Here is a 26,501-nt window from a genome sequence, read left to right on the forward strand (position 1 = left end):
AGCATGCAATAGGCGGAGGTAATCATGGCCATCGCACAATCCCTCGATCATTTTGTCGTTCCGGTCGACGATTTGATCGTCGCCGAGGAGTTCTACGTAAAGGTTTTTGACGGCGATATCACCAAGCGCAACGGTTTGAACGTGCGCCAGCGCAAACGCGGCGCGGTGCCGCATACTTTTATTCAAATCGGCGGCAAGCGCATGGGCGTGTACTTGCAAAGCGATCTTAGGCCGGTGCCAAGCGGCCCACGCGGGTTGCCGACCTACTCGTTCACGACCACCGATCGCGGCCTCGAAGAAGCCGCCTCGGCGTTACGAGAGATCGGCACGCCCTTCGAAGGACCGGTGCGCGACGCCAACGACTTCGCCAAGCTGTCGCTCTATTTTGCCGATCCCGCCGGCAATCATTATTCGGTTTACACGCCGAAAAATTCCCACGCCGTCGTCAATCCCACTTCCGGGCGAATGATCGCCGTCGGCTACATCGAACTGGAAGCGCCCGACGTCGACGCGTCGGTAAAATTCTACCAAGACGTGCTCGGCTTCGAGCTGCAAAGCCGCAATGAGAGACCCAAACAGGCGACCTTGAAAATGGCCAGCGGCCAGACTTTTATTTTGACCGAAGCACCGTTTGCTTCCAAAGGTCTGGTGATGAGCCGCAAAGTGCCGGGGCCGCACATTGCGTTCTACATTCCCACGGCGAACTGGTCGGCGGCCATCGCGCTTTTGGATCAGCTTGGAATTGAGAACGGCGACCGTGGCGCCGCCAAAGAACCCAGCGCCGACCGCGGCGGCACGTATATGGACGATCCGGCCGGTTACGTAATTCAATACATCACCGACGGCATGGAGTAGCGCGAATAAATGAACGACCAACAAAAACGCGCGCGGCTGCGCGAACTGCTGAGCGACGCAAGCGGCGCCATTGCGCCCGGCGTCACCGATGCGCTGTTCGCGCGGCTGGTGCAAGATTGCGGTTATTCCGCGGCGCATCTTTCCGGTAACGCCATTCACAAAAATTTTTGCTTGCCCGATCGCAATCTTCTGACGACGACGCAAATCGCCCAACGCATCGGCCAAATCTCCGAGGCGACCGACATCCCGCTGATCGTCGACGGCGGCTCGATCTGCGCCGAAACCGTCGCTCTGACCAGAGCGGTGAAGTTGTACGAACGCGCCGGCGCGGCGGCGATCCGCTTCGAAGACGCGCTGGTAAATGAATACGGCGCCGCTGCCGAAGATCTCGCCATCGCGCCGACATCCGTAGTCGTCGAGCGCATCAAAGCCGCCGTCGAAGCCCGTCGCGATCCCACGTTGGTTCTCATCGCCCGCTGCGATTCGCGCCCCAAGGAATCGTTGAACCAAGTGCGCGATCGTCTCGCCGCCTACGCCGAAGCCGGCGCCGATGCCGTCGGCGTGCAGCTCACCGGTGTCGAAGACTTCCGCCATATCGGCGCCAGCGCGCCGGCGCCGTTAGTCACGCTGTGGCCCAAGACGCAGATGAGCGCATTGGAGTTTTTTCACTTAGGATTTCGCATCGCGCTGATCCCGTCGAGCCTGCCTCTAGCCGCTGTCATCGGCGCAAGAGAAATGCTGCTCGCATTGAAACAAACCGGCAACGACCGCGAATACTTCGCCAGACAAAAAGAATTCTCCGCCGCCGAAGGCTGGTACAAGAAACTCGGCAGCGGCCGGAAATAAAACTGAATTGGAGCGACCATGCTAAAAGAACTCGCCCTCGCCAACGCCTACCGAGTCACGCCCACCGGACTCTACCTGATCTCCACCGCCTACCAAGGCAAACGCAACGTCCAGTTCGCCTTTCGCGCGCTCGGCATCAGCGACGACCCGCCGCTGCTGGTGATCGGCATTCAGGATAAAAATTTCAGCCGCGAAGTGATTCAAAAGAGCGGCGAGTTTGTCGTCAACGTCTGCTCGCAAAATCAATTGCACGCCGTCGACAAGAGCCGCGACATGTCCGGACGCAACGTCGAAGATAAATTCGTCGCCCTCGGCCTAGACACTTTGCCGGCGAAGATCGTCCAAGCGCCATTAGTCATAGGCTGCCACGCCAACGTCGAATGCAAGTTGGTCAACACGATGGAAGTCGAAGGTCTATACTTATTCGTCGGTCAAGCCGTCGCCGCCCATGGCGACGATCAAGTGCCGCCGATCGCGCGCTTGATGGGCAAGTCTTGGCGCCTCGACGGACCTATTTGATCGAACGCATCACGTAGGAGGAGCGCCATGCTAAGCCGCTTACTGACTTCCTTACTTTGCCAAGGGCACAGTGTTCGACCGGTTCGAGCACACAAATTCGAAGATATTTTCTCGCAAAGGCGCAAAGACGCAAAGGTAAGAAAAAAAATATTCCGAACTTTGCGTCTTTGCGCCTTTGCGGGAGATATTCCGAACGTATTTCTCGCAGTCATACTGCTACTCGGCGCAGCCGCGACAAATCTTCAAGCCGCCACACCGGAAGAAACTCTCGCCAAAATCAATCAGCTACCGCCGGCCGAACGCCAAGCGACATTGGTGCGCGAAGCCAAGAACGAACGCATTGTCGTCTGGTACGCGCCGATGAACCGCGAAGATCTGCGCCAGTTCACGAACGGGTTCGAAGCCGAATATCCATTTCTCAAAGTCGAAGTCTTAACCGGCGGTCCGCAAAGCTTGATCAACCGCATCATGACCGAGCAGCGCGCCGCCAAGTACAACTACGACACCATGAACGTGCGCAGCTCGGCGCTCTACACGTTGAAGAAGGCCGGCGCCATGATGCGTTACGACACGCCCAACCGGCGCGCGTTGCGCGCTGGCTTCACCGACAAAGACGGATATTTTAACGGCATGTGGGCTTCACTCTTGGTTTATCTTTACAACGCCAAACAGGTGACCCGCGCACAAGCGCCGAAGTCCATCGACGATCTGTTGCAGCCGCGCTGGAAAGGCAAGCTCGGCATGGACAAAGACGCCGACGACTGGCTCGCCGCGATCATGGACTACTACGGCGACGAACGCGGCAAACAAATCGCGCGAGGTCTCGGCGCGCAGCAATTGAACATCCGCAAAGGCCGCAGTTTAGTTTCTCAACTGGTCGCCGCCGGCGAATTCCCCGTGCAGATCGACGCGCACCATCACGAGGCGGTGGCATTAAAAAAAGCCGGCGCGCCGATCGATTATGTTTTCCCAGAACCGTTCGTGCCGGTCAAAGCGGTTTCAGCCTTCGTGTTGGCGTCGCGCCCGCCGCACCCGCACGCGGCAGCTTTGCTGGTCGACTTCATGCTGTCGAGAAAAGGCCAAGAAATCGCCTACCGCCAAACCCGCTGGCCCGCCCACAAAGACCTCGCCACCGGCGCCACAGACGAAGTCGGCAACCGCAAAACCGTGGTGCCGGACGGCGACAAATGGGGCGCGCGGTTTGAAGAGTTGGTGCAGTTGACGGGGTTGTTGGAGCGGTAGAGGCTCGCAGGAAAATGCGTATCCGTAGTGCTGAGAATTTCAGCAATCGTGGGGTGAGACTCCTCGCCTTATTAATTATAGTCCTTCTGGCAACACAGTCTTCAGCCGGCGAGACACCAACTTATCTATCGCCGGATCGAACGTTGACCGCTTTAGTAATTCCGGTCGGCAATTCCAAAATCGACCAGAGAGAAAATCGTGTTGAGATTCAAACTTCTAGAGGCACAACTATACTTAAGCAAAAATTTCAGTTCGGAGGACGGCGAACACAATTTTTTTGTGTCTCATGCGGCTTGGACCCCGAATTCCCAATTTTTTGTCTTTTCGATTTATAGTTCTGGCGGGCATCAACCGTGGCATTGGCCGACTTATTTTTTCTGCCAATGCGATCGTCAGCTAAGACTCCTTGATGACTATTTGGGGCCGCTCACAAAGCCGAATTTTGAGTTAAGCGCTCCTGATATCATTCATACGACCAAGCTAAAAGCTTATGACAACCTGGTTTCTGTTGCAGCAGAAGCGAAACTCAGTACTTTAATTAAGCAACAATCCAAGCGCTGACCCCTGACATTGGACTGCAAGTGGCGCGGACAACTTGCCCAACACTGTTCACGTCTTATTCACGCGTCAACTCACGGCCGCCACCCACTCGCCTTCAATTGCTCCCGCGCTTTGCGTAAAAAACTGAAGTCGAAAAAATCCACGGTGCGAATTTCTTTTTTCGCGCCGGCTGAGCGTTGGGCGTCTTCGACGACGGCTTGCAAAACTTTTTCTTCGACGGTGCCGTCCCTCGTCATTACTTTCACGCTGGCGTCGTAGATCGCGCTGATCGCATCGCGGTCTTTCGATTTGAGAAATTGCATCATGTAGTTGATCGATGCTTCGCGGCGGCTGGTGAAAAATAGATAACCTTTGAACGCGGCGGTCATGAAGCGCGCAACCTTGTCGGGCGACTGTTTGATTCGCTCTAAGGAGGTGACGATACCGCCGCTGAAATATTCGCTGACATAATCTCCAGCTGTTGCGCCGGTCCAAGCCGTATGTGGCGGACGTTTAAGAACGGGTATTTGTCCTTGATCACTTTGTTCAGCTCATTGAAAGCGCCGACGGTGATCGTGGAATAGAGCACGACTTCGCCTTCCTTGCGCGCCTGGTCCAGACTCGGCGCTTGCGCGTTCGTGACAGCGGGGAGAAGTAGTAAAGCCAGAAACATCCCCATTAGTGGTGATTTCATAAAACAACTCCTTTTTGTGTTTTACTTCTACTAAAATTCTCACGCATTTGAATGCAAGAAAAGAGAAAAAGCCCTTTTCTTGTTTTAAAATTTTGTCTCATGCGAAGAAAAATGCCTTGGCTATCTTCCCCTGAACGATCCTCATTCGCTTGTCAGATTAACAAGGTTATGTGGCTCATAACAATCATTTCAAATTTTACAACGGTGGCCGAGCATTGATAATCGCAGTCTATGGCGCGGCGTCCAATGGTGTTTGTAGCGTGTCCTCCTCCGTCCGCAGTGGATGCCTGGCGGCTCTGGTTCGGTGGGCGCTGTTGCACTCTCGTTATGATACAGATGGGGGAGAAGTAACCGTTTGTATCTTGAGCAATTTGACTGATGCCAGTAAAAAATGCATTAATTTTAGTTTTAGAAAATTGAATGAAGACTTCGCTTATTTGTTGTCGCCCGTTGGTTTTCATTTTGAAGATCAATCAATGGAAATGGTTAATGGCCCCAATGCCATCTAGGTTTACGATGTTTTTAATTCTCGTCGGTGTTTTATGGCTTACGCAAATTGCCGAAGCGGCCGACTCCAAGGTCAGGGTGGCCATACCGAGTGAAAGCATGGCCCAAATCGCATTTTATGTGGGTATGGAGAAAGGTTATTACAAACAAGAGGGCCTCGACGTCGAGCTCATCTTGATGAGAGCCCCGGTTGCCAACCTTTCTTTGATCAGCGGGGATGTCAATTTTTCGACAGTCCCGGCGGCAGCTCTCAACGCGGCTTTGCGTGGCGCTCCACTCCGCGTGATTTACAGTACTTTTTACCGTCCTATGCATTGGCTGTACTCCAAGCCGCAAATTCGTAACGTCAAGGATCTCAAGGATAAGCGAATCGGCATCGATGGTCGTGGCGGAGCCATGGAGATGCTGATGCGAGAGATACTGGAGAAGAACGGAATTAAGAACGAGAAAAACACGCCGCTGCTTGCGCTAGGGGTTCAGTCCAACCGATTTACTGCTCTTGAAAGTGGTGTCGTGGATGCGACGATTCTAACTTTTCCTTTGAGCTTTACCGCTGAGGCCGCCGGATTTCATCAGCTCGCATCGTTCCTCGAACAGGACGATATGGTGCAACTTGCGGGTACACTCGTGTTGCGCGAACCAGTGTCCGATCCGTCCTTGGTGGAAAAATTTCTTAGGGGAACCATGAAAGGGTTTCTTTTTGCTCGCGCCAATCGTACCGAGACGGCAGCGATTCTCGGACAGCGGATAAAGATCACAAATGACCTTGCACTCCGGATTTACGATTTGGCTAGGCCGGGTATGAGTATGGACGGCACGGTGAGAGACGATTTACAGAAAAAGGTGCTCGAACAGACCGTCGAGCTGGTAGGCTTGAAACAATCCCCGCCGATACAAAAGTTTTTTGATTTTTCCATGGTAAAAAAGGTGCGGGCTGAACTTGAAACTACAAAATGGACACCAGGAAAGTGATCTAGTTTTTCCAACAAGAGATTAAAAAGTTCAGGTAAATAAAAAATAGGAGGCGTCATGCTTAAGGCTTCTGACAATGCGATTTTCGCTCAGGTCGGGCCGGATACCCCCGGCGGTCAATGGCTTCGCCGATACTGGCACCCAATCGCAATCTCCGATCAATGGAGCGGCATCAAAACACTGTGGAACTGCGACGAACAGTTCCAATTTAAAGGCCGGTTCGGAACGGTCGCTGAGTTCGGCGAACGAGCCGGCACATTCAAGGGAACTCCGACCGCGGTGAGGATTTTGGGTGAAGACCTGGTTCTCTTCCGCGATGGTAGTGGCAGGCTCGGGTTGCTCGGACTGCATTGCCCGCATCGCGGTACATCACTTGAATTAGGCAGAATCCGGCAAGACGGAATCGAGTGTTGCTACCACGGGTGGAAGTTTGACGTTAATGGCAATTGCCTTGCCCAGCCTGCGGAGCCAACCGAGAGCACGCTAAAAAGCAAAGTTCACCACAAAGCCTACCAAGTCAAAGAATTGGGGGGATTAATCTGGGCCTATCTCGGTCCCGACGAAGCGCCGGTCCTGCCGAAAGTCGACGTGGTCGCCCGAGAGGATGGCATTCGTGCCGTGGAAAATTACGGGCTTTGGCCGGCGAATTATTTCCAGCTCATTGAAAATGCTCCGGACGCAACGCACACGGGCATTTTACACGCCGGGAAGGGTGGCGAACGGAGCGATATCTGGGGACACGAGATCCCACAAGCAAGCTGGGAAGAAAATGAATACGGACTAAAGACAACTTCCAAGCGATCCAATCTCACTCGCTACGCGCAATTTATTTTGCCTACCGCTTACCGTTTGGCGCAGCCGTGGCCGGGTGGAAACATTAAATGGCCACGCGCCTCGGCAATTTGGAAAACTCCGGTGGACGATACCCACACGTTAATGCTCAGCGTGGTATTCACACCCTTCAAGGACGGCAAAGCGCCTGACTTGCCGCCAGGTTTTACCTTTGACATTACAGACGCGCTGCGTGTGCATAGGTTGCAGGACTATCAAGCCATCATCAGTCAAGGCGAAGTTGCCGATCGGACCGCTGAAGTCCTCGGAACATCGGACGGCGGGATTATATTACTGCGAAAGATAATTATGGACGGCATCAGAGCCGTGCAAGATGGCCGAGATCCGAAAGGTGTGTGGCACGATCCTGCAATGGACCGGCTTCTCGAATTCGGTGCCGCCGTAACCGATAGCCAGATGACAAAGGTGGCCTGAGTCGACAAAAGGCAGTAGCGAGCGATTCGAACGAAACCGAACTAGGATTTTTTTAAATTCCTAGTTCGTCACGGGTCGGGAGCGTATTTCCACGAGTCGGGTTTGCGTCCTGCCTATGTGCCATCGCTTATGGAATCGACTCGATGAGGGACGAGATCTGCTTCAGTTGGCCGTAATGCTTCTGGAGTTACGGTCCAAACAGATCGGAATACCCACACCGATCCGTTGGGTCTCCCTTACGAAGCTCACCGTTGGTAGAGTTTTTAGGTAGGGATGTCTTGGAGAAATTGGTGGATGTCTAGCGACTGTCCTAGGCCACGAGCTGAAGCCAATTCATAGGCCTTCCCCGCTATTGACGCGATCTGAAGCCCCTTGATGTCAGCGCTCGACCATCCAGCCGGGGAATTACCCGCTGACAGCTCTAAAAGAAGTGAAATGTCGTCGTTTGACTCCCTGCCCAGCGGACTCTCCGTATCCCAGTTTATGCAGGGAACCCAACGAGCATTACGCATTACCACCGCACTTTGCCTGCCGGTGGGGATACGTTGTCGTTCATCGGGTTGACCGGCTATATAGGCCATGGGCGAAAGGGGACGCTGTTGACTAAATGGACAAACTCCAGGAATGGGAGACCGTCGTCGAGCTAGTCCAGCTAGTCAACAGCGTCGCTGCTCTCTGGTCCGACAAATGGGCGCAAGGTTTGAAGAGCTGGTGCAGTTGACTGCGCTTTTGGAACGTTAGTCCGTAGCCTGGATACAGCGAGGCGATATCCTGGATTCTTCGATGGCGCCGGATTGTTTGGTCTTCATCTCTCGCCTGTGAACTCTTATTTGAATTTGTCGACCGTCCATTACCGTGGTAATGTGCCTTTTATGGCACTCGCGCAATCCAAAGTCACCGCACAAGGCCAAATTTCCGTTCCTGCTCAAGTGAGACGGAAACTTGGCATCGGCCCAGGCTCCGTTTTGGAATGGGGTGAAGAAGGCGATATGGTCGTAGTCCGCAAAGCTGGACGGTATTCGTCAAAGAACATCCATCAAGCGCTCTTTCCGAAGCAACCGCCCAAAGCAAAAAAAGTCAAAGAATTTGACGAAGGCATCCAGCGCTTCATGAAAGCAAAGCATGCGCGCCGTTGACAACAACGTCCTCGTACGACTCTTGACCCGCGACGATGCCAAGCAGGTCGCCGCGGCCGAGGACTTCGTCAGCAAAAGCGCTTGGGTATCACACTTAGTGCTAATCGAAACCACTTGGGTTCTTAAGGCTGTCTACAATCTCGGCCATCGCGACATTGCAACGGCCATCGAAATGCTCCTGCATCACAGAGACCTTACGATTCAAGATCCCGACGCCGTCACCGCCGCGCTAGAGAATTATCGTCGCCGTCCCGTCCTGGGATTTAGCGATTGCTTGATCCTTGAGGTAGCCAGAAAAACCGGCCACCTTCCTCTAGGAACCTTCGACCGGAAGCTCGGCAAACTCGATGGAGCTGAGACACTGTAAGCGGAAGACGAAATTCCCATTCATCGTGAGCAATATCGGCGCCACCGACGAAGTCGGCAACCGCAAAACGCCGGTGCCGGACGGCGACAAATGGAGCGCGAGGTTTGAAGAGTTGGTGCAGTTGACGGGGTTGTTGGAAAAGTGATGCAAGAAAAGCGCGTGGCCTGAATGCAGTAAAGCAAAATCCAGGGTTCTTCTCTTCAGTTAAGATGCTACCAAAGTAACTTCCTGAAGAACCACGGGTAGACTCGAAATTTGGGAGCTTCAAGAACCATCCTATGAACTTCAGACACTCTTCCCTCTCTGTAGCTTTTACAATCTGGGGCATGCTGCAAGGCAACCTCTTCGCTGATGAGCCGACTTACACAAAAACAGCCTCGCTCCCGCCTCTGCGAATTACCTATCAGGAACTCCAAACAGTTCTCGACAAATGTGCCAAGTTGATGTTGAGCGCGAACAGCGCATCGACACCAGGCCCGTACTCCGCAACACTACGCCTGAAGTTTGGAGACGCCGAGATAAAGATCCCCGGTCACCAATTGGAAAATTCTGGGGTAAAATTACCGAAACTCGCAACCGAGATCTCGTACACCGCATCCGCGGTAATCCGCAACACCGCTCCTGTAGCGACCGTTTCGATATTGTTTTACGACTGGGATCGGAGGCTTACCGTTGAGGGGCAATCTCCTGAGCAGGTTGATGCGCTTTTTGCCTCGGTAAAGAGCGATCTTCTTGCAATTTCATCTCCGATGGGGGGATCAATGTTCCGAGGGATTGTGGGATTCATCATCTTTACTATCTGTTTTCTCGTAGCGTGGTACGGGTTCTTCACCTGGCTGGTTACTAGACAGCCACGACTAATCATTCCTGTACTACTGGCTTGCCTGGGGATCGCGATGCTTTTTGTCCTTCCCTTCGATCAGTTTCTGGCAGGGTTTTCCGTATCTCACTTCGACCCATCCTTCGCTAGTCGCTACGGATCGGAGCTTTCACTGCTGGGAGTTCTCTTGACCGTCGCGGGAATACCGCTATCCTACTTTCTCCCTAACCGACTTTCAGCGCCCGCAACCAGTCCAATGGCTGCAGCTGTGCCGCGTACCGAATCCTTAAGGCGGACGCGTCGGAAACAGCACGCCCCTGAAGACAAAGATTAAATGATCAAATACAGAAACTCAAATCCAATATCTAACGGGCGATATTACGGTAACTTGAACAACCTTAACGCCTTCCTCACGGCCGCCACCCACTCGCCTTCAATTGCTCCCTCGCCTTGCGTAAAAAACTAAAATCGAAATAGTCCACAGTGCGAATTTCCTTTTTCACGCCGGCTGAGCGTTGGGCGTCTTCGATGACCGCTTGCAAAACTTTTTCTTCAACGGTGCCGTCCCTCGTCATCACTTTCACGCTGGCGTCGTAGATCGCGCTGATCGCATCACGGTCTTTCGATTTGAGAAACTGCATCATGTAGTTGATCGATGGTTCACGGCGCGTGGTGAAGAACAGATAGCCTTTGAGTGCCGCGGTTATGAAGCGGGCGATTTTCTCCGGCGCTTGCTTGATGCGGTCCACTGACGTGACAATCCCGCCGCTAAAATATTCGGTGACATAATCTCCAGCGGCTGCGAGTTTGGTGAAGCCTTCCTTCTGCGCGCGATAACTATTGGCCGCGTCCAGGAGCGTCGCCTGGATCACTTTGCCCTTGAGCGAGATGAAGCGCATGTCGTTGCCGCCCATCACCATGAGGTTCACGTCTTTCGCCGGGTCCAAATTGTTTTTGCGCAGTATCTCCCGCGTCACCACCGCGACGGTGCCGCCGATGGAAAGAATGCCGATGGCGGCGCCTTTCAGTTGCACGAAGGACTTAATCTGCGGTTGGGTGATGAAATCCCAATCCGGCTTCTCGTCGGCGACCATGAGAATCTTGAGCGGAATGCCGCGCACTGCGGCGCCGAGGCCGCTAAATCCTTGAGTGAAAAAATCTATTTCACCGACGGACGTGATCTTGGCTGCCAGCTCGCCGCGGATGTTAAGGATCTCGACGTTAAGCCCTTCGTTTTTGAAGTAGCCCTCTTTCTGCGCGACGAGGAGATAAAGCACCGAAGGCGAAGTCAGCGACGCGCTCGCAACGCGCACGTTGTCTGCGGCGTGAGTCGAACCTGGAACAAAGACTAAGAGATTGGCCGCAAAGAACGCAAAGGACACAAAAAAGCTTTTTGCGGCCTTCGAGATGTGTAGGATGCTACGTACCATGGCGATTTCCACCAATACTCCAGAGCTGCACAATCCGACAAGACCTTTGTCGGCTGGTCGAATTCCTGCTAAACATGGCTCGTTTGCAGCGCTGAACAACGGAAGGGAATTAACAAAGATGATTTCAACGAAGCTCGTCGCGACTTTTTTATTTGCGTACTTTGCGTTCTTTGCGGCCAATCCTCTTCACGCCGCCGCGGCGCCGACGACGATTCGTGTCGGCTATCCGCAGTTGAACGGCGCGGTGATTCCACTCTGGACGATTCAAGCCGGCAAGCTCGATCAGCCTTACGGCGTCGACTTAAATTCGATTTACATTCCGGGCGGCGCGCGGCTCACCCAGACCGCGGTTTCCGGCGACATCGATATCGCGCTCACCGGCGGCGCGGTGATCAACGCGATCTTGAGCGGAGCGGAATTGGTTTGTGTCGCGCTGCAAGTTCCCACCTATGCCTTTTCGCTCTACGGCAGGACGGAATTCAAAGAGGTAGCGGATCTGCGCGGCAAAACCCTCGGCGTTATCACCAAGGGCGCCGCCTCCGACCACGCTTCCATCGCGCTCTTGAAGCAATACAAGATGACCCAGAAAGACATGAAAGTTTTGTACTTCTCGCGTCAAGGCGATGCGCTGGCCGCCCTCGACAAGGGCATCGTCAACGCCGCGGTGCTGTCGGCGCCGACCACGCTGATGGCGCGGCGCTTGGGCTACAAACAAATCGTCAACATCGGCGCGCTCAAGTTGCCCTATACTTTCATCGGCGCCGCCGTCCACCGTTCGCTGACCAAACAGAATCCGGAGTTGATCAAGTCATTTCTAAAGGCATTCATGGCGGGATTGAAAGTCTCCAAAGAACAGCCCGCCTTCGCCAAACAAGCGAGCGCGCGCCACTTCGGCAGCACCGACGCGGAAATCGCTGAAGAAGCCTACAACAGCTTCGTGCCGCTGTTCCCCCAGGTGCCCTACGTCACCGAAGAATCGGTGCGCGGAACGCTCGCCGCGACCAATCATCCAAAAGCGGCGACCGCGAACCCGAAAGATTTTTTCGACAATCGTTTCCTGCAGGAGTTGGAGAGCAGCGGCTTCGTCAAAGAGCTGTACGCCAGCCGGTAAACTCAGCTTTCGTTTCCCCTCTTTGAAAAAGAGGGGCGAGGGGAGATTTTCTTGGCTCATTGGATTGCAGCCTGCTACAAGAACGTCCCAACAACCAAATCTCCCTCGATCCCCCTTTTCCAAAGGGGGAAGTTCAAAACTATCAGACTGGTTGCGGTTTCAGGATAAGAAAGATTTTCGCCGGCTAAGGGGCGGTCTTTTGATTGGGTCGTTCTGGCACTGCCGGTTTGGATGGATCGAATCGGCGCATGGCGGCGCCCAAGCTTGAACGCATGCGATCGATGGAGCGCGCCAACTCACCGATTTCATCCTCGCGTTTGAGATCGAGGATCGCAGCAAAGTCGCCGCGGCTGATTTTCTCCGCCGGCTCGATCAAATCGCGCAACGGTCGGCACAAGCCGCGCAAGCGCAGGACGAAGAGAACCGTGATCCCGAGCAGCGCAACCAAAATCGAGCCGGCGACCGGCGCCACGGCGAGACGCGCATCCTCGGCAATGGCAGCGCGCCAAATCGCTAAATGAACGTATCCACTTTTGCCCTCGTCGATCGGCTTGGCGATTTCGAAAACTTCGGCGCCGGCAAATTTCAGATTCACCCCTTTGAGCGCGCGCTCCGCCGATTTTGGAAAATCCCGCTGACCAGTCAGCTCTAGCCCGGCCGGCGTTCTGGCGACGATCCGGCCGCTCGCCTCTTCGACAAAAACGTAAGCCACCGCCTTGGCCGACCCATAACGCTCGACTTCGGCAGCGATCTGTTTCTCACCATTCGCCGCCAAATGTTGGGCGATTAGTTCGCTCAGACCCAAGGCGACAACTTCGGCACGCCGCTTGATCTCATGCTCGAAGGGCACCAGGTAAAAACCATTGACGATGCGCCAAGTGCCGACGACAAACAGCAAACCAACGGCACAAAATTTGAGCGATAACTTGGTCGCTAACCCAAACCGACGGCGGCTGGGAGCGCGATCCGATGGCGTCGCGGCTTCGCCGCCCAACTTGCCGGCAAGCAGCGCACTGCGCCACAACAAAACGCCGCCCAATATCACCAAGCAAATAGCGAATACGGATTGCTGCACCACATTGGAATTCGCCGGCTCGCCAATGGCTGAAAAAAAGACCGCCACCAGACCGACGACCTCTTGGCTCACGAAGCGACTCGCGCTCCAGGGCTCATCGCTGAAAAACAAGTAGTCGAGCAATAAACAGCTAGGAACCAGCGCAATCAGAATCGCGGTAAAGGATTTTCGTTTGGCGTTCATGGTCGGTTAAAAAATATCGCCCCGGCAGCGCCATCGCGGCGCCGCCACCGGCGGGATCGAAAATTCGTATGGAGCTATTCTAAACCGCTTTGACGAGAAAGTAACCTGTGAAGTTATTAGTTGTGGCTCGCGGGTCGAAAAGCACTTCGAAAGAAATTCGCGGCAACTGGCGCAGTAATCAGCCTTGCTGCGCAAACTCGCCGGCTACTCGTTGCGTTGCAGCGCCGCCAATGCCTGCTCGACCAAACGGCGGCGGACTTTCTTTTCATCTTCGGCGCTCACGCTGGCGTCGCCGACAACGTGAACGATGCCGTTGCCGAGCACGGTGCGGTTGGCGCCGACCATTTTCGCGATCGGCAGCGCGGCGGTGATCTGGACCGTCGGTATGCCGGCTTTTTCTAATTCCGTGGTGATCGCAGCGCCGCTGCGAGTGCTGGTGCCTCACGTGGACGTGAGGATGATCGCGTCGATGCCGAGCCGTTTCGCCTTCTCGGCCATCTCGCGCCCCATGCGCCGGGTGTTCGACAGCGGATTGGCCAAACCGGAAGTCGAGAGAAACTCGTCGTGCAGTTCGCCGATGCAGCCCTCTTTTTGCATCTCGCGCAAGACGTCCAACGGCACCAAGCGGTCGGGGTCCTGGCGAACAAACTGCGGATCGTAACCGCCGTGGGAAATCTCGTAGTCCTCGCCGCGCAAATCTTGGCAGCCTTTAATATTGTATGAACCCCAGCGCGTCGCCGCCGAACCTTGAATCTTGTCGGGATTGCCCTTGGGCACCAAACCGCCGTCAGTGATGAGCATGAGCTTGGCATGCTTGATATCTTTCACGCCGGGCGGCATGGGAATCGGCGCAAATGTCGTCGGCAACATTTCCGACTCGAACGGTTCGCTTTTCACTTTCGCCAAAACCATATCGACCAAACGCTCCCCCGCCGTGCGCTCGACGAATTGATCGCGAATCAAACCGCGCGCGATGTAGCCCTCGTCTTTGGGCGCGCCGATATTGTCATGGCGGGCCAATTTAATCGCCAGCGCCGCCATGCGCGCGAGCACATCGCGCATCTTCGCCGCATTGTCGCCGGAATCGATGATGTACAGGAACTCGCGATAGAGATCGGCGCCGGGATTCTCTCGCGCCATGCCCGTGATCACTGGGATATTTAATTTCGATTGCACCGCGGCGCACAGCGCGCCCGCGGCCATGCCGTAGCGCCCGGCAAGAAAACACGGACCGGCAAGAAACAAATCCGCCTTCGCTTCGCGAACCTTGTCCAAAGCGAGAGCGATCACAGAATCTTGATTCTCGACAGCGAAATTATCGCCACAGATGAGCGACGCGACAATCTGCGATCCATCGCCAAGCAGCTGCTCGAACAATTTCCCCGGCCCGACAGCGCCATCGCGAACTTCCAACCCAGCGCCAGCCTGCTCTTCGCCGCCGAGCCCGCCAAAAAACTGATTCAGGTAATGAACGATTCGCATCTTGAACTCCTTGGGCAACAGGCATCAGGCAACAGTAAAAACAATCGCTTCTTCACTATTGTCTGTTGCCTACTGCCTATTGCCTTCTTAATACACCATCGACCTCAAGCGAGACGCGCCCTGTTGATTAGCCACGCCGACGACGTTGAGCGATTCGATCTCGAACGGTCCGGCGAGCAGCTCGGCCAAGCCGCTGTTGGCGGCAATCACGCGCTTGACCTGCGGCAGCTTCCAGTGCGTGCCGTTGCCGCCGACGCAGACGATGGCGTCGACTTCGGGGAAATTAAACAACAGCGCCGACTCGACCCGTTGATCGCGCGCCTGGTCGGTCACCTGCACCGCGGTTCTGACGCCCATGGTTTCCAACAATCTGGCGGTCTCGGACAAATCGGTGTGCGGCACGCCTCCGCCGAATTTGGTCAGCACCGCAGCGTCGGCGCGCAGCGCCCACTTGGTCAAATTGGCTGCGAAGCGGCAATTGCGCTCCCGGTCAAAATTATTCGCCGACGCGATGGTCGCCACGGTGCCGGCGAAATTCAACTCGCCGGCCCGATGGCGCCGATATAATTCCGTAATCACCGGATGATTCTGGTAAAAATAAGTTTCAGCGCCGCCCAACGACGCGTGATAGGACGGCACCAGCGCGCCGTCGAGCCATTCGTTGGGATGGAGCAACGTCGGCAACATGCCGTCAGTGTCCGCGCCGTAAAGTATATGTTCTTCAGCTTCGGGTTTTCTCTGCCGCGAAAAAATCTGTCCGACGTAGGCGACCCGCGGCAGGCCGGAACGATTTTCACCGGCGGAAATGTCGAGAACCTCACTGCGCGCTGGTGTCGAATCGAAAGCCGCGCGCGCCAAGTGCACCGCCACTTTGAGTTGCGCCAAGCGATAGCTCCGTTGCCGCGCGGCCGCCGGCATTTTTGCTTTAGTGCGCGGCACAACAATCAAATGATGCAGCGACGAATAGCGCGAGCCCGCCGCCGCCGCGCCGCTCATTTCCAAAACGTAGCCGGTGGCGCCGCGCGAGTCGCCGGAAGAATCTTCGCGCAGCATGGTCACCGCCGCGCCGGCGAGCACATGCGTCGTGCCGCTGCCCGCCGTCAACGGCGCGCCGAGAATGCCCGGCCAATCGGAACTGCCGCCCGGCGCCTTGGCGCGCGGCTCGACGATGTCGAACACCGGTCCAGCGCGCAGACTTTCGCCGGGCTGAGCGATTTCGAAACTAACCGTTTCAATCAACCCGTCTTCAAGCACGAGACTCCGTAACTCGTCCTGATTAACCCGCAACGTGGTCCCATCTAAGCGAAACTCAGCGCCAAATTGAATTGCCGTGATTGGATGAATTGTCAGTGTCAGTTGCATAAATTAGTCTCGCCTTGGACTCTAGCAGGTTACTAAAAAAAAGTGGAACATGCTTCGACAAGCTCAGCATGAACGGAATTATTTCAAGCCATTCAAGCTTCTCTCCGTTCGTCCTGAGCTTGTCGAAGGACTCCGAGAGACGAGTTCAGCAATCTTGCGCTGTGGTTATTATCAACTCACGATCCCGGCTGCCAGCCCTTCGCGTGCAGCGCCGCATTAGCTTTACGCAGCACGGAAAAATCGAAAACCTTTTCCGCCGCCACAACTTCTTTGAGCACCGCGGTCTTGGCGACAAACGCCGCCATGCGCTTCTGCGCCTCTTCGTTCACCGTACCGTCAGCGGTCATGGTCGGCCGCGAAGCGTCGTAAACTTTGGTCGCGATCTGCTCGTCGATCTTGAGAGCTTTGGTCAGAACGCGAATCGCGCCGCTGCGATTGTCGCGCGAATGGATAAAGCCCATCGCCGAAGCGCGCACGAAGTGCTCCACTAGCGCCGGCTCGGCGCGTAGGGTTTCGTCGCGGGCGACGATGCCGCCGCTCGCCAAGAGAATCCCCTGGTCTTTGAAGACTACCAGCTCGCGAAAGCCGGCGTCTTTGGCCGCAAACGTAAACGGCGCGATGATCATCGCGCCATCCACCGCGCCGGTGATCAAACTGGTCACACGGGTATCCGCCGCGCCCAACGTAAGGATGGTCAAATCTTTGCCGGCGTCGATGCCGTTGGCGCTCAGCACTTCGCGCAGCAACAAATCGTCGATCACGCCGGGCCCGGACACGGCGATCTTTTTGCCGCGCAATAATTTTAGATTTTGCAGCTCGTTCTTGACGAAAAGCACATGCTGCGGCTTGTCGAAGTGCATCATCAAGACTTTCAGCGCGCCACCGCGCAAAGCCGTGTTCATGCCGACCAGCGGCACCCTGGAAAATTCTACACTGCCGCTGAGCACCGCCAGATTCGCCGTCGCCGCGCGCATGGCGATCAGCTCGACGTCCAACCCCTCGCTTGCGTAGCAACCATTCAACTTCGCCGTCAGAAACGACAGCCCGGCAATCGTGTAGCCTGGCATGGCGACACGTACCTTACGGGTTTGCGCCTCAGCGGTGCTTGCCGCAATCGCGGTAACAAGGATCGAATAGACAATTGTCCGAAACGTTCTGTTCACCAAATGCCTCCATAACTCTAAATATACTTTTATCAGACCGATAGTAAAAAAGCTTTCGTCTGAAATTGTCGACGCGTCAGGACTATCTTTGCGCGCCGCGTCTGCTATAGTGCCTCTAACGATTGCTAACCTAACGTCCAAATAGAAAACACTCGGTCCAAAATCCCGAGTTTCAAAGAGGCGGTTCCTTAGGGTAACCGCCTCTTTGCGTTTCTAGTCTAGCAATCTGTTTGAAACCCGGACGCGGGCAACGACGCTGCTTCATGAAACCAAACTTGAATCCATCGACGATCAAACGGATCGCCTTCATCGGTAACTATCTGCCGGGCCAGTGCGGCATCGCGACGTTTACCACCGACCTGTGCAGGGCTGGCTGGTGATTTACCACGGTGTGCGCCAAACCGCCGCCGGGGCGATTTACCGCTTAGGCCTGGCGCTCTTCGATTTAGCGCGGCCGGAAGTCTGTCTCAAACGCAGCAACCAATGGGCATTCGCCCCGGAGACGCCCTACGAGTTGCACGGCGACGTCGACAGTGTGGTCTTTCCCTGCGGCACGACGGTGGTTGCCGACAGCGACACGCTCGATGTCTATTACGGCGCCGCCGACACTAGCATTGCGATGGCCACCGGCAGCATACGGCAAATCCTTGAGTGGCTTGAAAAAGATGGCGATCAACCAGCGACAACTCTCAACCCTTGAAAGGAACAGTCATGGCTACTGAGACATTTAAGAAACGGCAAAAAGAAACCGCCCGCAAGGAAAAGAAAATGCTAAAGCTCGCGCGCCGCCAGGAACGCAAGAATGAGAAAGTGCCGGGCGTCAACAGCTTGGATGAAGATATTTTGTTACTGGAGCAAGCCCAGGCTCAACCCGAGCCGACAAACTAAGGAATCGGCACGCGCCATTTTTCAGCATCGCGTGGCCCCTAACCTGAAGAGGAGAATCGGATGACATTGAGCGTTGGCGAAAAAGTGATCTATCCCAGTCACGGCCCCTGTTTGATCGGCGCCGTAGTCAACAAATCGGTGGGCGGCACCTCGACCGCTTTCTACCGCCTGGCGCCCCTTGAAGATTCCGGCGGCGAGCTGTTCATCCCGGTCGACAAAATCAAAGCGGTTGGCGTCCGCCAGCTGTTGCAGCGCTCGGAGATACCCAAATTGCTCCATCACTTGAAGAGCGAAATCGTAAAAACGCGGAACTGGAAGCAACGCGCTAGCGACAACGCTAAATTGATGGCTTCCGGCTCGGCTTTCGATCTCGCCGAGATTATCGAATCGCTCACCGAGTTGAACGAGACCAAAGCGCTGGCGCCCCACGATCGGCAAACTTTGGAACGCGCCAAGAAACTACTGGTCTGCGAGATCGCCGAAGTCCTGGGCGAGACCAAAATCCAGGCCGAACAACATGTCGACAAGGCGCTCCAAGTGCGCAAAGCCGAATAACGCTGCGCGCTGCGGGAACTCAGATTGCGAAGCGCGGTTAACGGAGTGAACAAATGAAAACCAGCATCGCCTACAAGAACTGTCTGATTCGCGGCGAGTCGTTTCAACGGGAAAAGAACGGCAAATGGATCTCGCAATACAACTGCACGCGGCAGAACAACGGTATCAAAGGCCAAGACTTTCCCTCCCAGCAGTTTCAACTCAGTGAGGTTTTTGCCACCGAAGACGAGGCCGATGACTTTGCCATGAAAAAGGCGATGGAGCGAATCGATCAAAATTAACCGCGCCAGCAGTCAACGGTTTTAGGCTGCGGGCGACCCTGGGGTAGCCCCGGCCTAAACCAAAGATTTGATGATGATTCAACAGAAGCCCCAAGCCGATCAGTTCAAAGAGCAATTACGCGACTCGTTGCAGCGCGCCACCGCCAACGCCCACGCCATCAAGATTGCTCGTCACGCCAACGTTTACACCTGCGGCGAGCAAGACGAGATGGTTTACTTCATCGAGAGCGGCCAGATCAAACTGCTGATGCTCTCCGCCGAAGGCAGAGAGTGTCTGCTGGCGATCCACAGCGGCGGCGACATCTTCGGCGAGCTCTGCCTTTCCGGCTTGGGCGCGCGGCTGGAAACCGCCACGGCGATGAAATCGACGACGGTCAAACAGATTCCCTGCGGATTATTTTTTGCCCGTCTGAACCACGAGTCGTTGATGGAAGGTTTCGTGCGCTACCTGGCGGTACGGGTTGCCGACCAGCAACAGGTGATCGCCAATCTGGTCACGGTGGATAGCGAACAGCGCTTGGGCCAGACATTGTTACAGTTGGCGCGCACCATGGGCAAGAAAGATCCGCACAGCATCCGCATCGAGCTCAAGATCACCCATGAAGAACTATCTGCGATGGTCGGCACCACCCGGCCGCGGATCAGCTTATTCATGCAGCGCTTTCACAATCTCGGCCTGATCGAGACCAATGAAGATCGCTTCCTCATCATCAAAGAAAAAAAACTTACCGCTTACTTGGCACAGATCGCATAGCATCCCTGCCGTCCCTGAGTTCTACCAATGAATCGATCAGCGCCGCGGCGAGCCAACTTAAATAGGCTTTTCACTTCATGAGGTGTGCAGTGTTAGACCAGCAAAATGAATCTATCCCTAATACAACCAAGACCGGATGGTATGAGATCACTGGCAAGTTTGGCCGCTCCCATCTCGGCAAATCCTTATGGCAAGTTCTCAACACCATGGTTCCTTATATCGCACTATGGGCGGCGATGGCGTATCTGGTGCAGCATGGTTTCCCCTATTGGCTGACCCTCGCGGTGGCGCTGGTTGCGGGCGGCTTCCTAGTGCGAGTATTCATCCTGTTCCATGATTGTTGTCATGGTTCGTTCTTCGCGTCGCGCCAGGCCAATACGATCCTCGGCTACATCACCGGCGTGCTCGCCTTCACGCCGTTTGAAGATTGGCGCCGCGCCCACAACACCCATCACGCCACGGCGGCCAACTTGGACCGGCGCGGCATCGGCGACGTGTGGACCATGACCGTCGAAGAGTATCTGACGGCATCGAAATGGCGCCGCATCGCCTACCGCTTCTACCGCCACCCATTTATCGCTCTCGGTTTGGCGTCGCCGCTGCTCTTTTTGTTCCTCCATCGATTTCCCACCCGAGGCGCAGGGAAACGCGAACGCCGCAGCGTGTTTCGCACCAATCTGGCGCTCGTGATCATTGCCGCGCTGGCCAACGAAACCATCGGTTTGCGTACCTATCTGCTGGTGCAACTGCCAATCATTCTGATCGCCGGCAGTCTGGGCCTCTGGCTGTTCTACATTCAGCATCAATTTGAGGACGTTTACTGGATCCGCCATGAAGCTTGGGATCCGCTCAAAGTGGCGCTCGAAGGCAGCTCCTATTTCAAGTTGCCGAAAGTCCTCCAATGGTTCACCGGCAACATCGGCTTTCATCACGTTCATCACGTGCGCCCGAGCATTCCCAATTACAACTTGCAACCATGCCACGACCACATTCCGGCGTTTCAGGAAGTCAAAATCATGACCCTGCGAAGCAGCTTGAAGACTCTGCAACTGCGGCTATGCGATGAAAAGCGCAAAAAGCTGGTGAGCTTTCGCGCGTTGAAGACGCTGCGCGAACAGCATCCTTAAACCTGGCGCTAGGAAGTTTTAAATCTCCACAACTCGGCTTGCTATCACCGGTCAATTTACCTAGGCTCGGGACTCCTCACCAGCGACATAGGGTTCCCCTCAGAGGTTACCTGAAATCCATCAAGTAAGCCTTCGCCTCACCCTCCCCACCGCCGCGCACCGTCGACGGCGACAAAAGGAGTCATGGAATGAGTCCATTGTTGGCCATCGCCATCCCTGTGGCGTTAACCATGATCGGTATCATCTTGCATCGCCTGCAGACCCGCCGCGATGGACCCCAGTATTGTTTTAGCGAAAGCAAAAAACTCAGTCATCGGCGCTAAGGCGAAGGGGCCAAGGAGCGATTTATGAAAAACGAGCTGACCTACAAAAACTGCCTGATTCACAGTGAGTCGTTTGAGCTCGGCCAACGCGGCAGCTGGGTGCCGCGCTTTAGATTGACGCAGCAAAACAGTAACGGTCCCTCAAACCGTGCGCTCGCATCTCACGATCGACTCGATAAAGTTTGCCGCACCGAAGCGGAGGCCGACGCCTTCGCGATAAAAGAGGCCATACGCTGGGTCGATAACAAGTGACCGTGGTTGGCGCCAGGCGGGCGATCCGCGCGGTGCCTCTCTCGATCGCGGTCAAGCGCCAATAGCCGAGCGATGACGACGAAAGGAAGGGACTAGAATGTTATGGTTTATTTTGGCAATGATTGTGGTCACCGGACTGCTGGGATTTTTTGGCACGCTCACGCTGGTTAGCGGCATTATTCAACTAGTCGTGATTTGTGCTTTCGTGGTGCTCGGGATTCTGCGCATTCGGCGTAACTACAAGGATAATGATTCCTATTGATGCCGGTCGCCCGATGAAGACTAAATCGATCATCCAATTCGGCATCGCGCTGATCTTCTTGGCCATCACGGCGTTTATCTACCCGTTGGTGACTCACACCAGTCGCGAGCAGCGCGTCGCCCTTGGCCCGCTGCATGCTATCCCGAGATTCATGATATCTTATTGCTGTCGCCGCTCCTCGGCGGCTTGGTGTTGGCCGGCGGCATTGTCCTAGTCGTTATCGGGGTGAAGCATTCATCATAAGCACGAATACTCGAGAATGGCTGAAACTAACTTAGAAAACTCAGCTTCGTTTCTTAACTACGCGCCGATACCGCTGGAATTCGGCACCAGTGGACTACGCGGTCTGGTCAAAGATATCACCGACCTCGAAGCTTACATCAACGTCAAAGCGACGCTCCAGTATTTATTGAACTGCCACGACATCGCCGCCGGCAGCATCGTCGTCATCGCCGGCGATTTACGGCCGAGCAGCGATCGCATCATGGCCGCCTGCGCTCAAGCGGTAATCGATGCCGGCTGTCGCGTGGAGAACGCCGGGAAAATCCCGACGCCGGCACTGGTCGCCCACGCCATCGCCGATCGCCGCGCCGGAGTGATGGTGACAGGCAGCCACATCCCCTTCGACCGTAACGGCATCAAACTCAATAAAAGCGCCGGTGAGCTGCTCAAGTCGGACGAACCGGCGATCCTGCGGGAAGTCGCGCGCGTGCGCGCCGAAGAGTATCGCCGCAGCTCGACGGAATCACAGTTCAACACAAGCGGCATGCTCAAGATCGCGCCGGTGCTACCGGTGCTCGATGTTACGGCGCAAGAAAATTATCTCCACCGCTATCTGAATTGCTTTAAGCGCAATGGCCTCGCCGGCCGGCACGTGCTCGTCTATCAGCATTCCGCGGTGGGGCGCGACTTGTTGGTGCGTATCCTGCGCGAACTCGGCGCCGCTGTCATCAGTGCCGGCCGCAGCGACACTTTTATTCCCATCGACACCGAGAACATCACCGACGAACAATTGAAGCGCTTGGAAGCCTTGGCGCTCAACGCGGAATCTGCCGAAGGAGCGATCGACGCCATTGTGTCGACGGATGGCGATTCCGACCGGCCGTTGGTTTGTGCCGTGCTGCCGGCTAACCAAATTAAGCCTGGCGGCCGACGGGTGCGTTTTTTACCCGGCGATCTGCTCGGCATCGTCACCGCCGAATACCTGCGCGCCGATGCGGCGGCAGTACCGATCAGCGCCAACGACGCCGTCGAACGACGGCTGCACGAACGCAACATCTTGCTCAAGCATACCAAAATTGGCTCGCCCTACGTCGTCGCCGCTCTCGACGCATTGCGCGGCGCGGGAAACGACCAACGGATCGTCGGCTGGGAGGCCAACGGCGGATTTTTGACCGGCAGCGAGATAAGGTTGCATGCTGGCCAATTATTGCCGGCGCTGCCGACCCGCGACGCGCTGCTGCCGATCTTGGCCAATCTGTTCGCCGCCGCCGAGCAAGGCATTAGTTTATCGACTTTGTGGGATCGCTTACCGGCGCGCTTTGGCCGGGCCGGCTTGCTCGACAACTTCCCGGTAACCGCGAGCAAGACGATTCTGCAGCGACTGATTCCAGACAGTGACGTCGTCGACGTGAATTTCGCAATTGCCAATGAAAAATGGCAAGATTGTAAAGTGAGCTTAGCGCGCGTCTTTACCCCCGCGCTCGGATTCACGGACATCGAGCGCGTCAACACGCTTGACGGAGTGCGGATTTATTTTCGTAACGGCGACATCGCCCATATCCGGCCTTCGGGCAACGCGCCCCAGCTGCGCATTTACGCCAACGGCGATTCCCAAGCGCGCGCCGACGCCATCGTCGCCGGCGCCGTGCGCGAACCGGACGGCATCTTGCGCCAGCTGGAACGAGCGCTTTCCTGAGCGATCTCGCTTTTTTTTAGTAACCGTCCAAAACTAGACGGTAACCGCTCGACAGTGAGCGTAAAGTATTTAAGGCACTGGCATAGGGTTTCTCTTTACGACCACTTTGAAATTCTTCAAGGTCGCCGTCCGGCTCCACCCTCTAACCGATTCAATCCAGGAGGTTGATATGTATAGTCGCAACGTCAGTTTTAAGCTCAAGTCGAAATGCAGCGCTGAATTTACCAGCATTCTCGAAGGCCAGGTCATTCCCTTGCTGCGCCGGCAAAAAGGCTTCGAGGACGAGATCAGCTTCATCGCGCCGGAACGCAACGAAGCGGTGGCGATCAGCCTTTGGGAGACCAAGGCCGACGCTGAGGCCTACAGCCAAAAAACCTATCCGGATATCCTGCGTACCCTGTCCAATGTGATCGACGGCGCGCCCTTGGTGCAAGCTTTCGAGGTCGCCAACTCGACCTCGCACCAAATCGCCGCCAGTGCGGTCAGCTAGTTTGAGGCTCTGACCCGGCAACAATAGGGCCGGAATTATTTTTGCTATTGTTCAATATTAGACAGAACTCCGTTGACGAGCCGGATTATTGTTATCACCAAGTGCCGCAGCAGTGAGTAAACGGCGCGAGATATACCGGGAAGAAGGACGTTTACATGGCTTTTCGTTCACATTCGCCGCGCCAGTCCGGCGCTTCGATGAGCAGCAGCGATTGCGAATCCTGCAGCCATCGGTGTTGCACCACCTGCGAAGACAGCTCGCTGTCGAAACAGTACTCAGACTATTGGATTTGTCATCTGTGCGGTGCCTTGAGTCCGCGCTGGCAAAAATCGCAATTATTAAGGGAGGAAACGACTGATGGATTGGCAGAAAATTAAATTTGGTGTTTGGAGCGCTATCGGTGGCGCGATCTTGGCGATGATCGTCGGCTTCAACTGGGGCGGCTGGGTGACCGGTGGCACCGCGGAGGTACTGGCCAAGGATATTGCCGAGAACTCCGTCGCCAAACGCTTCACACCAAGCTGTGTCGCGCGCTTCAACCAGGATCCTAAGAAAGAGGCCAAGCTCAAAGAGATCAAGGCCAAGGATTCTTGGGACGGCCAGAAGTTCGTCGAAGAACAGGGCTGGGCCACCCTACCTGGCGAAGACAAGCCGGACAATAAAGTCGCCGAGGGTTGCGCCAAGCAACTGATGGAAAGCGCGAAATAGCGCGAGCTGCCCGAGTTCTTAGCACCGACGGCGGCAAAAAAAATCGAGCCGGTTAGACGAGTTCAACGACGGGGAGGTTTGCAATGGGCGATCGAGGTAAGAAGGACAAGGAAAAGAGCCAGAAACAGAAACAAACAAAACACACCCAGGCGGCTAAAAGCGCGCTTGGTAAGCAACAACCGAAGAAGCTCGCGTGAAATGAACACACGTAATAATTCGAAAATCTTGCAGGTCATCGCGGCCCAACCTGGGTGGAAAGCGATTTATTGTCAGGAAGCGGACAGCCAGCAAATAAAGATTTCCAGTCAGGTGGTGATTTGCTGGGCGCTGGTCGAAGCTAGCGGCACTGACTACGGGATGCAATCGGAAGTTAAGGGGATCGTCCAGGACTTAAACCATCTGGGGATCGCCGGCGACTTGATCGGCGCCGGAGAAAAGTTGGCTAACCAATACTTACTCGGCTACAACGACCCCGACGCCCACAAAGAGTCCGATTATTGGCTGGAGCAAGCTAAAGCGCGCTTACGCCGCGAACTGGATAAAGCCGCGTAGAAAATTTTTTTCTGCTGGGGCAAACTCACGACTGCAATTCTCAGCCACCCAAAAAAAAGAGGCGCAACCCGACCAGGTGCGCCTCTTTTGGTATTAGCCTAAAAGACTATTCTACCAGCGGTTGTTGCCACCGCCCCGGTTGTCTCTGTCTCTGCCGCCACCGCCGCCTTCGCTGCGGTTGGTTTGCGGTTTCGCCTCGTTGACCACTAGGCTGCGGCCCGAATGCTGGGTGCCGTTCAAGGCGCTGATCGCAGCTTGCGCTTCGATGCCCGAGCTCATCTCGACGAAGCCAAAGCCGCGCGATTGACCGGTAAACTTATCGGCGATCACGCGGGCTGATTCGACGGCGCCATGGGCGGCAAAAAGTTCTTGTAATTGGCCATCGGTCACGGAATATGACAGACCGCCAACGTATAATTTATTATTCATGTTCTCCTCCTAAATAGAGAGAAAGTTAGTGTCTCAGCCTTGAGAAGCTGACGGCTAATGGGAGCAGAACATGGGAAACAAAAATTGGAACCACGCCCTGGTCGGATGTCCTATAGAAATCTTTTCGCTTGGTGAGACTTGGTAGGCCTTCGCATCGGTATGCCTTATTCAGAAGGCCATTTACTGAAGTAGGTAAAAACATTCTACGTTGTTTGTACCTGGGTGTCAATGACCGCGATCCGTACATGTTGTAGCAAAGTGATTATGTCAGGGGTTAACGGCAACGTAATTATGTCAGGGTGGAAGGATGACAACCCTGACAATGAAAGACGAGAAACGACTAGACGTAATTCAACGAGTATATCGCAGCGAGATCACCGTGGTTGAGGCCG

At 55.2% G+C, this 26,501-nt stretch carries 31 protein-coding genes and 1 pseudogene; 23 read left to right on the forward strand and 9 right to left on the reverse strand.

Annotated elements, in window-relative coordinates; translation table 11 throughout:
* The first annotated feature begins 24 nt into the window (after positions 1 to 24).
* The 5 genes from EXR70_10780 to EXR70_10800 all read left to right on the forward strand — a co-directional run bounded on the left by EXR70_10780 (position 25) and on the right by EXR70_10800 (position 4,023).
* A complete protein-coding gene (locus EXR70_10780; protein ID MSP38963.1) occupies positions 25 to 855 on the forward strand; it encodes a hypothetical protein in 831 nt (276 codons plus the stop codon).
* A 9-nt stretch (positions 856 to 864) separates the two neighbouring features.
* Positions 865 to 1,701 (forward strand): hypothetical protein, encoded by an 837-nt coding sequence (locus EXR70_10785; protein MSP38964.1) that lies wholly within the window; start codon positions 865 to 867, stop codon positions 1,699 to 1,701.
* Positions 1,702 to 1,719: 18 nt separating this feature from the next.
* Positions 1,720 to 2,220, forward strand: a complete 501-nt coding sequence (locus tag EXR70_10790) for a flavin reductase family protein (protein MSP38965.1) — start codon at positions 1,720 to 1,722, stop codon at positions 2,218 to 2,220.
* 27 nt (positions 2,221 to 2,247) lie between these two features.
* Positions 2,248 to 3,462, forward strand: a complete 1,215-nt coding sequence (locus EXR70_10795) for an extracellular solute-binding protein (protein MSP38966.1) — start codon at positions 2,248 to 2,250, stop codon at positions 3,460 to 3,462.
* A gap of 198 nt (positions 3,463 to 3,660) precedes the next feature.
* Positions 3,661 to 4,023 carry a hypothetical protein gene (locus tag EXR70_10800; protein ID MSP38967.1) on the forward strand — a complete coding sequence of 121 codons (363 nt, stop codon included), beginning with the start codon at positions 3,661 to 3,663 and terminating at the stop codon, positions 4,021 to 4,023.
* Positions 4,024 to 4,094: 71 nt separating this feature from the next.
* Here EXR70_10800 and EXR70_10805 read toward each other — a convergent pair whose 3' ends face one another.
* Together EXR70_10805 and EXR70_10810 are read right to left on the reverse strand one after the other, a co-directional pair.
* Positions 4,095 to 4,391, reverse strand: coding sequence for a hypothetical protein (locus EXR70_10805; protein ID MSP38968.1), 297 nt, complete (start codon positions 4,389 to 4,391; stop codon positions 4,095 to 4,097).
* A 38-nt stretch (positions 4,392 to 4,429) separates the two neighbouring features.
* Positions 4,430 to 4,696, reverse strand: a complete 267-nt coding sequence (locus EXR70_10810) for a hypothetical protein (protein MSP38969.1) — start codon at positions 4,694 to 4,696, stop codon at positions 4,430 to 4,432.
* Between the two features lie 420 nt (positions 4,697 to 5,116).
* Here EXR70_10810 and EXR70_10815 point away from each other — a divergent pair, with 420 nt between their 5' ends.
* The 5 genes from EXR70_10815 to EXR70_10835 all read left to right on the forward strand — a co-directional run bounded on the left by EXR70_10815 (position 5,117) and on the right by EXR70_10835 (position 10,098).
* Complete coding sequence (locus EXR70_10815) at positions 5,117 to 6,175, forward strand: hypothetical protein (GenBank protein ID MSP38970.1); 1,059 nt, start codon at positions 5,117 to 5,119, stop codon at positions 6,173 to 6,175.
* Between the two features lie 57 nt (positions 6,176 to 6,232).
* Complete coding sequence (locus EXR70_10820) at positions 6,233 to 7,441, forward strand: hypothetical protein (GenBank protein MSP38971.1); 1,209 nt, start codon at positions 6,233 to 6,235, stop codon at positions 7,439 to 7,441.
* Positions 7,442 to 8,313: 872 nt separating this feature from the next.
* A complete protein-coding gene (locus EXR70_10825) occupies positions 8,314 to 8,577 on the forward strand; it encodes an AbrB/MazE/SpoVT family DNA-binding domain-containing protein (protein ID MSP38972.1) in 264 nt (87 codons plus the stop codon).
* Entirely contained in the window at positions 8,564 to 8,944 is a 381-nt protein-coding gene (locus EXR70_10830) for a PIN domain-containing protein (protein ID MSP38973.1), read from the forward strand. The genes EXR70_10825 and EXR70_10830 overlap by 14 nt, the downstream gene beginning before the upstream one ends.
* Before the next feature lie 326 nt (positions 8,945 to 9,270).
* Entirely contained in the window at positions 9,271 to 10,098 is an 828-nt protein-coding gene (locus tag EXR70_10835) for a hypothetical protein (GenBank protein ID MSP38974.1), read from the forward strand.
* A 76-nt stretch (positions 10,099 to 10,174) separates the two neighbouring features.
* On the opposite strand, the gene EXR70_10840 is transcribed toward EXR70_10835, so the two are convergent.
* On the reverse strand, positions 10,175 to 11,194 hold the full coding sequence (locus EXR70_10840; GenBank protein MSP38975.1) for a hypothetical protein: 1,020 nt from the start codon (positions 11,192 to 11,194) through the stop codon (positions 10,175 to 10,177).
* Between EXR70_10840 and EXR70_10845 the strand changes: the two genes are divergently transcribed.
* A complete protein-coding gene (locus EXR70_10845; GenBank protein MSP38976.1) occupies positions 11,172 to 12,305 on the forward strand; it encodes a transporter substrate-binding domain-containing protein in 1,134 nt (377 codons plus the stop codon). The genes EXR70_10840 and EXR70_10845 overlap by 23 nt on opposite strands.
* Before the next feature lie 184 nt (positions 12,306 to 12,489).
* Here the strand turns inward: EXR70_10845 and EXR70_10850 are convergent, their stop codons facing one another.
* The 5 genes from EXR70_10850 to EXR70_10870 all read right to left on the reverse strand — a co-directional run bounded on the left by EXR70_10850 (position 12,490) and on the right by EXR70_10870 (position 17,570).
* Complete coding sequence (locus EXR70_10850) at positions 12,490 to 13,563, reverse strand: HAMP domain-containing protein (protein MSP38977.1); 1,074 nt, start codon at positions 13,561 to 13,563, stop codon at positions 12,490 to 12,492.
* Positions 13,564 to 13,767: 204 nt separating this feature from the next.
* Positions 13,768 to 13,977 carry a hypothetical protein gene (locus tag EXR70_10855; GenBank protein MSP38978.1) on the reverse strand — a complete coding sequence of 70 codons (210 nt, stop codon included), beginning with the start codon at positions 13,975 to 13,977 and terminating at the stop codon, positions 13,768 to 13,770.
* A gap of 27 nt (positions 13,978 to 14,004) precedes the next feature.
* Positions 14,005 to 15,045 carry a glycine/betaine/sarcosine/D-proline family reductase selenoprotein B gene (locus EXR70_10860; GenBank protein MSP38979.1) on the reverse strand — a complete coding sequence of 347 codons (1,041 nt, stop codon included), beginning with the start codon at positions 15,043 to 15,045 and terminating at the stop codon, positions 14,005 to 14,007.
* Between the two features lie 87 nt (positions 15,046 to 15,132).
* Positions 15,133 to 16,407, reverse strand: coding sequence for a hypothetical protein (locus EXR70_10865; GenBank protein MSP38980.1), 1,275 nt, complete (start codon positions 16,405 to 16,407; stop codon positions 15,133 to 15,135).
* Positions 16,408 to 16,583: 176 nt separating this feature from the next.
* A complete protein-coding gene (locus EXR70_10870) occupies positions 16,584 to 17,570 on the reverse strand; it encodes a hypothetical protein (protein MSP38981.1) in 987 nt (328 codons plus the stop codon).
* A gap of 331 nt (positions 17,571 to 17,901) precedes the next feature.
* On the opposite strand from EXR70_10870, the gene EXR70_10875 reads away from it, so the two are divergent.
* The 12 genes and pseudogenes from EXR70_10875 (at position 17,902) to EXR70_10930 (ending at position 25,680) form a co-directional block, all read left to right on the forward strand.
* Positions 17,902 to 18,270, forward strand: a complete 369-nt coding sequence (locus EXR70_10875; GenBank protein MSP38982.1) for a hypothetical protein — start codon at positions 17,902 to 17,904, stop codon at positions 18,268 to 18,270.
* An 11-nt stretch (positions 18,271 to 18,281) separates the two neighbouring features.
* Positions 18,282 to 18,389: pseudogene (locus EXR70_10880) on the forward strand (cold shock domain-containing protein).
* Between the two features lie 129 nt (positions 18,390 to 18,518).
* A complete protein-coding gene (locus EXR70_10885; GenBank protein MSP38983.1) occupies positions 18,519 to 19,013 on the forward strand; it encodes a hypothetical protein in 495 nt (164 codons plus the stop codon).
* Positions 19,014 to 19,066: 53 nt separating this feature from the next.
* The gene (locus EXR70_10890; GenBank protein ID MSP38984.1) at positions 19,067 to 19,294 is read left to right on the forward strand and encodes a hypothetical protein; all 228 of its coding nucleotides are present in this window, start codon (positions 19,067 to 19,069) and stop codon (positions 19,292 to 19,294) included.
* A gap of 70 nt (positions 19,295 to 19,364) precedes the next feature.
* The gene (locus EXR70_10895; protein MSP38985.1) at positions 19,365 to 20,048 is read left to right on the forward strand and encodes a Crp/Fnr family transcriptional regulator; all 684 of its coding nucleotides are present in this window, start codon (positions 19,365 to 19,367) and stop codon (positions 20,046 to 20,048) included.
* Between the two features lie 236 nt (positions 20,049 to 20,284).
* Positions 20,285 to 21,175, forward strand: coding sequence for a fatty acid desaturase (locus tag EXR70_10900; protein ID MSP38986.1), 891 nt, complete (start codon positions 20,285 to 20,287; stop codon positions 21,173 to 21,175).
* Between the two features lie 347 nt (positions 21,176 to 21,522).
* On the forward strand, positions 21,523 to 21,750 hold the full coding sequence (locus EXR70_10905) for a hypothetical protein (protein MSP38987.1): 228 nt from the start codon (positions 21,523 to 21,525) through the stop codon (positions 21,748 to 21,750).
* Between the two features lie 275 nt (positions 21,751 to 22,025).
* Complete coding sequence (locus tag EXR70_10910) at positions 22,026 to 22,226, forward strand: hypothetical protein (protein ID MSP38988.1); 201 nt, start codon at positions 22,026 to 22,028, stop codon at positions 22,224 to 22,226.
* 45 nt (positions 22,227 to 22,271) lie between these two features.
* Positions 22,272 to 23,930: a phosphomannomutase gene (locus EXR70_10915; protein ID MSP38989.1), complete on the forward strand. Its 1,659-nt coding sequence runs from the start codon at positions 22,272 to 22,274 to the stop codon at positions 23,928 to 23,930.
* Positions 23,931 to 24,099: 169 nt separating this feature from the next.
* The gene (locus EXR70_10920; GenBank protein MSP38990.1) at positions 24,100 to 24,420 is read left to right on the forward strand and encodes a hypothetical protein; all 321 of its coding nucleotides are present in this window, start codon (positions 24,100 to 24,102) and stop codon (positions 24,418 to 24,420) included.
* Positions 24,421 to 24,777: 357 nt separating this feature from the next.
* Entirely contained in the window at positions 24,778 to 25,128 is a 351-nt protein-coding gene (locus tag EXR70_10925) for a hypothetical protein (protein MSP38991.1), read from the forward strand.
* 198 nt (positions 25,129 to 25,326) lie between these two features.
* Positions 25,327 to 25,680, forward strand: coding sequence for a hypothetical protein (locus tag EXR70_10930; GenBank protein MSP38992.1), 354 nt, complete (start codon positions 25,327 to 25,329; stop codon positions 25,678 to 25,680).
* 111 nt (positions 25,681 to 25,791) lie between these two features.
* Here EXR70_10930 and EXR70_10935 read toward each other — a convergent pair whose 3' ends face one another.
* On the reverse strand, positions 25,792 to 26,109 hold the full coding sequence (locus EXR70_10935) for an RNA-binding protein (GenBank protein ID MSP38993.1): 318 nt from the start codon (positions 26,107 to 26,109) through the stop codon (positions 25,792 to 25,794).
* Positions 26,110 to 26,501 lie beyond the last annotated feature (392 nt).

The organism is Deltaproteobacteria bacterium (genome assembly GCA_009692615.1).
Classification (GTDB): domain Bacteria; phylum Desulfobacterota; class Binatia; order UBA9968; family UBA9968; genus DP-20.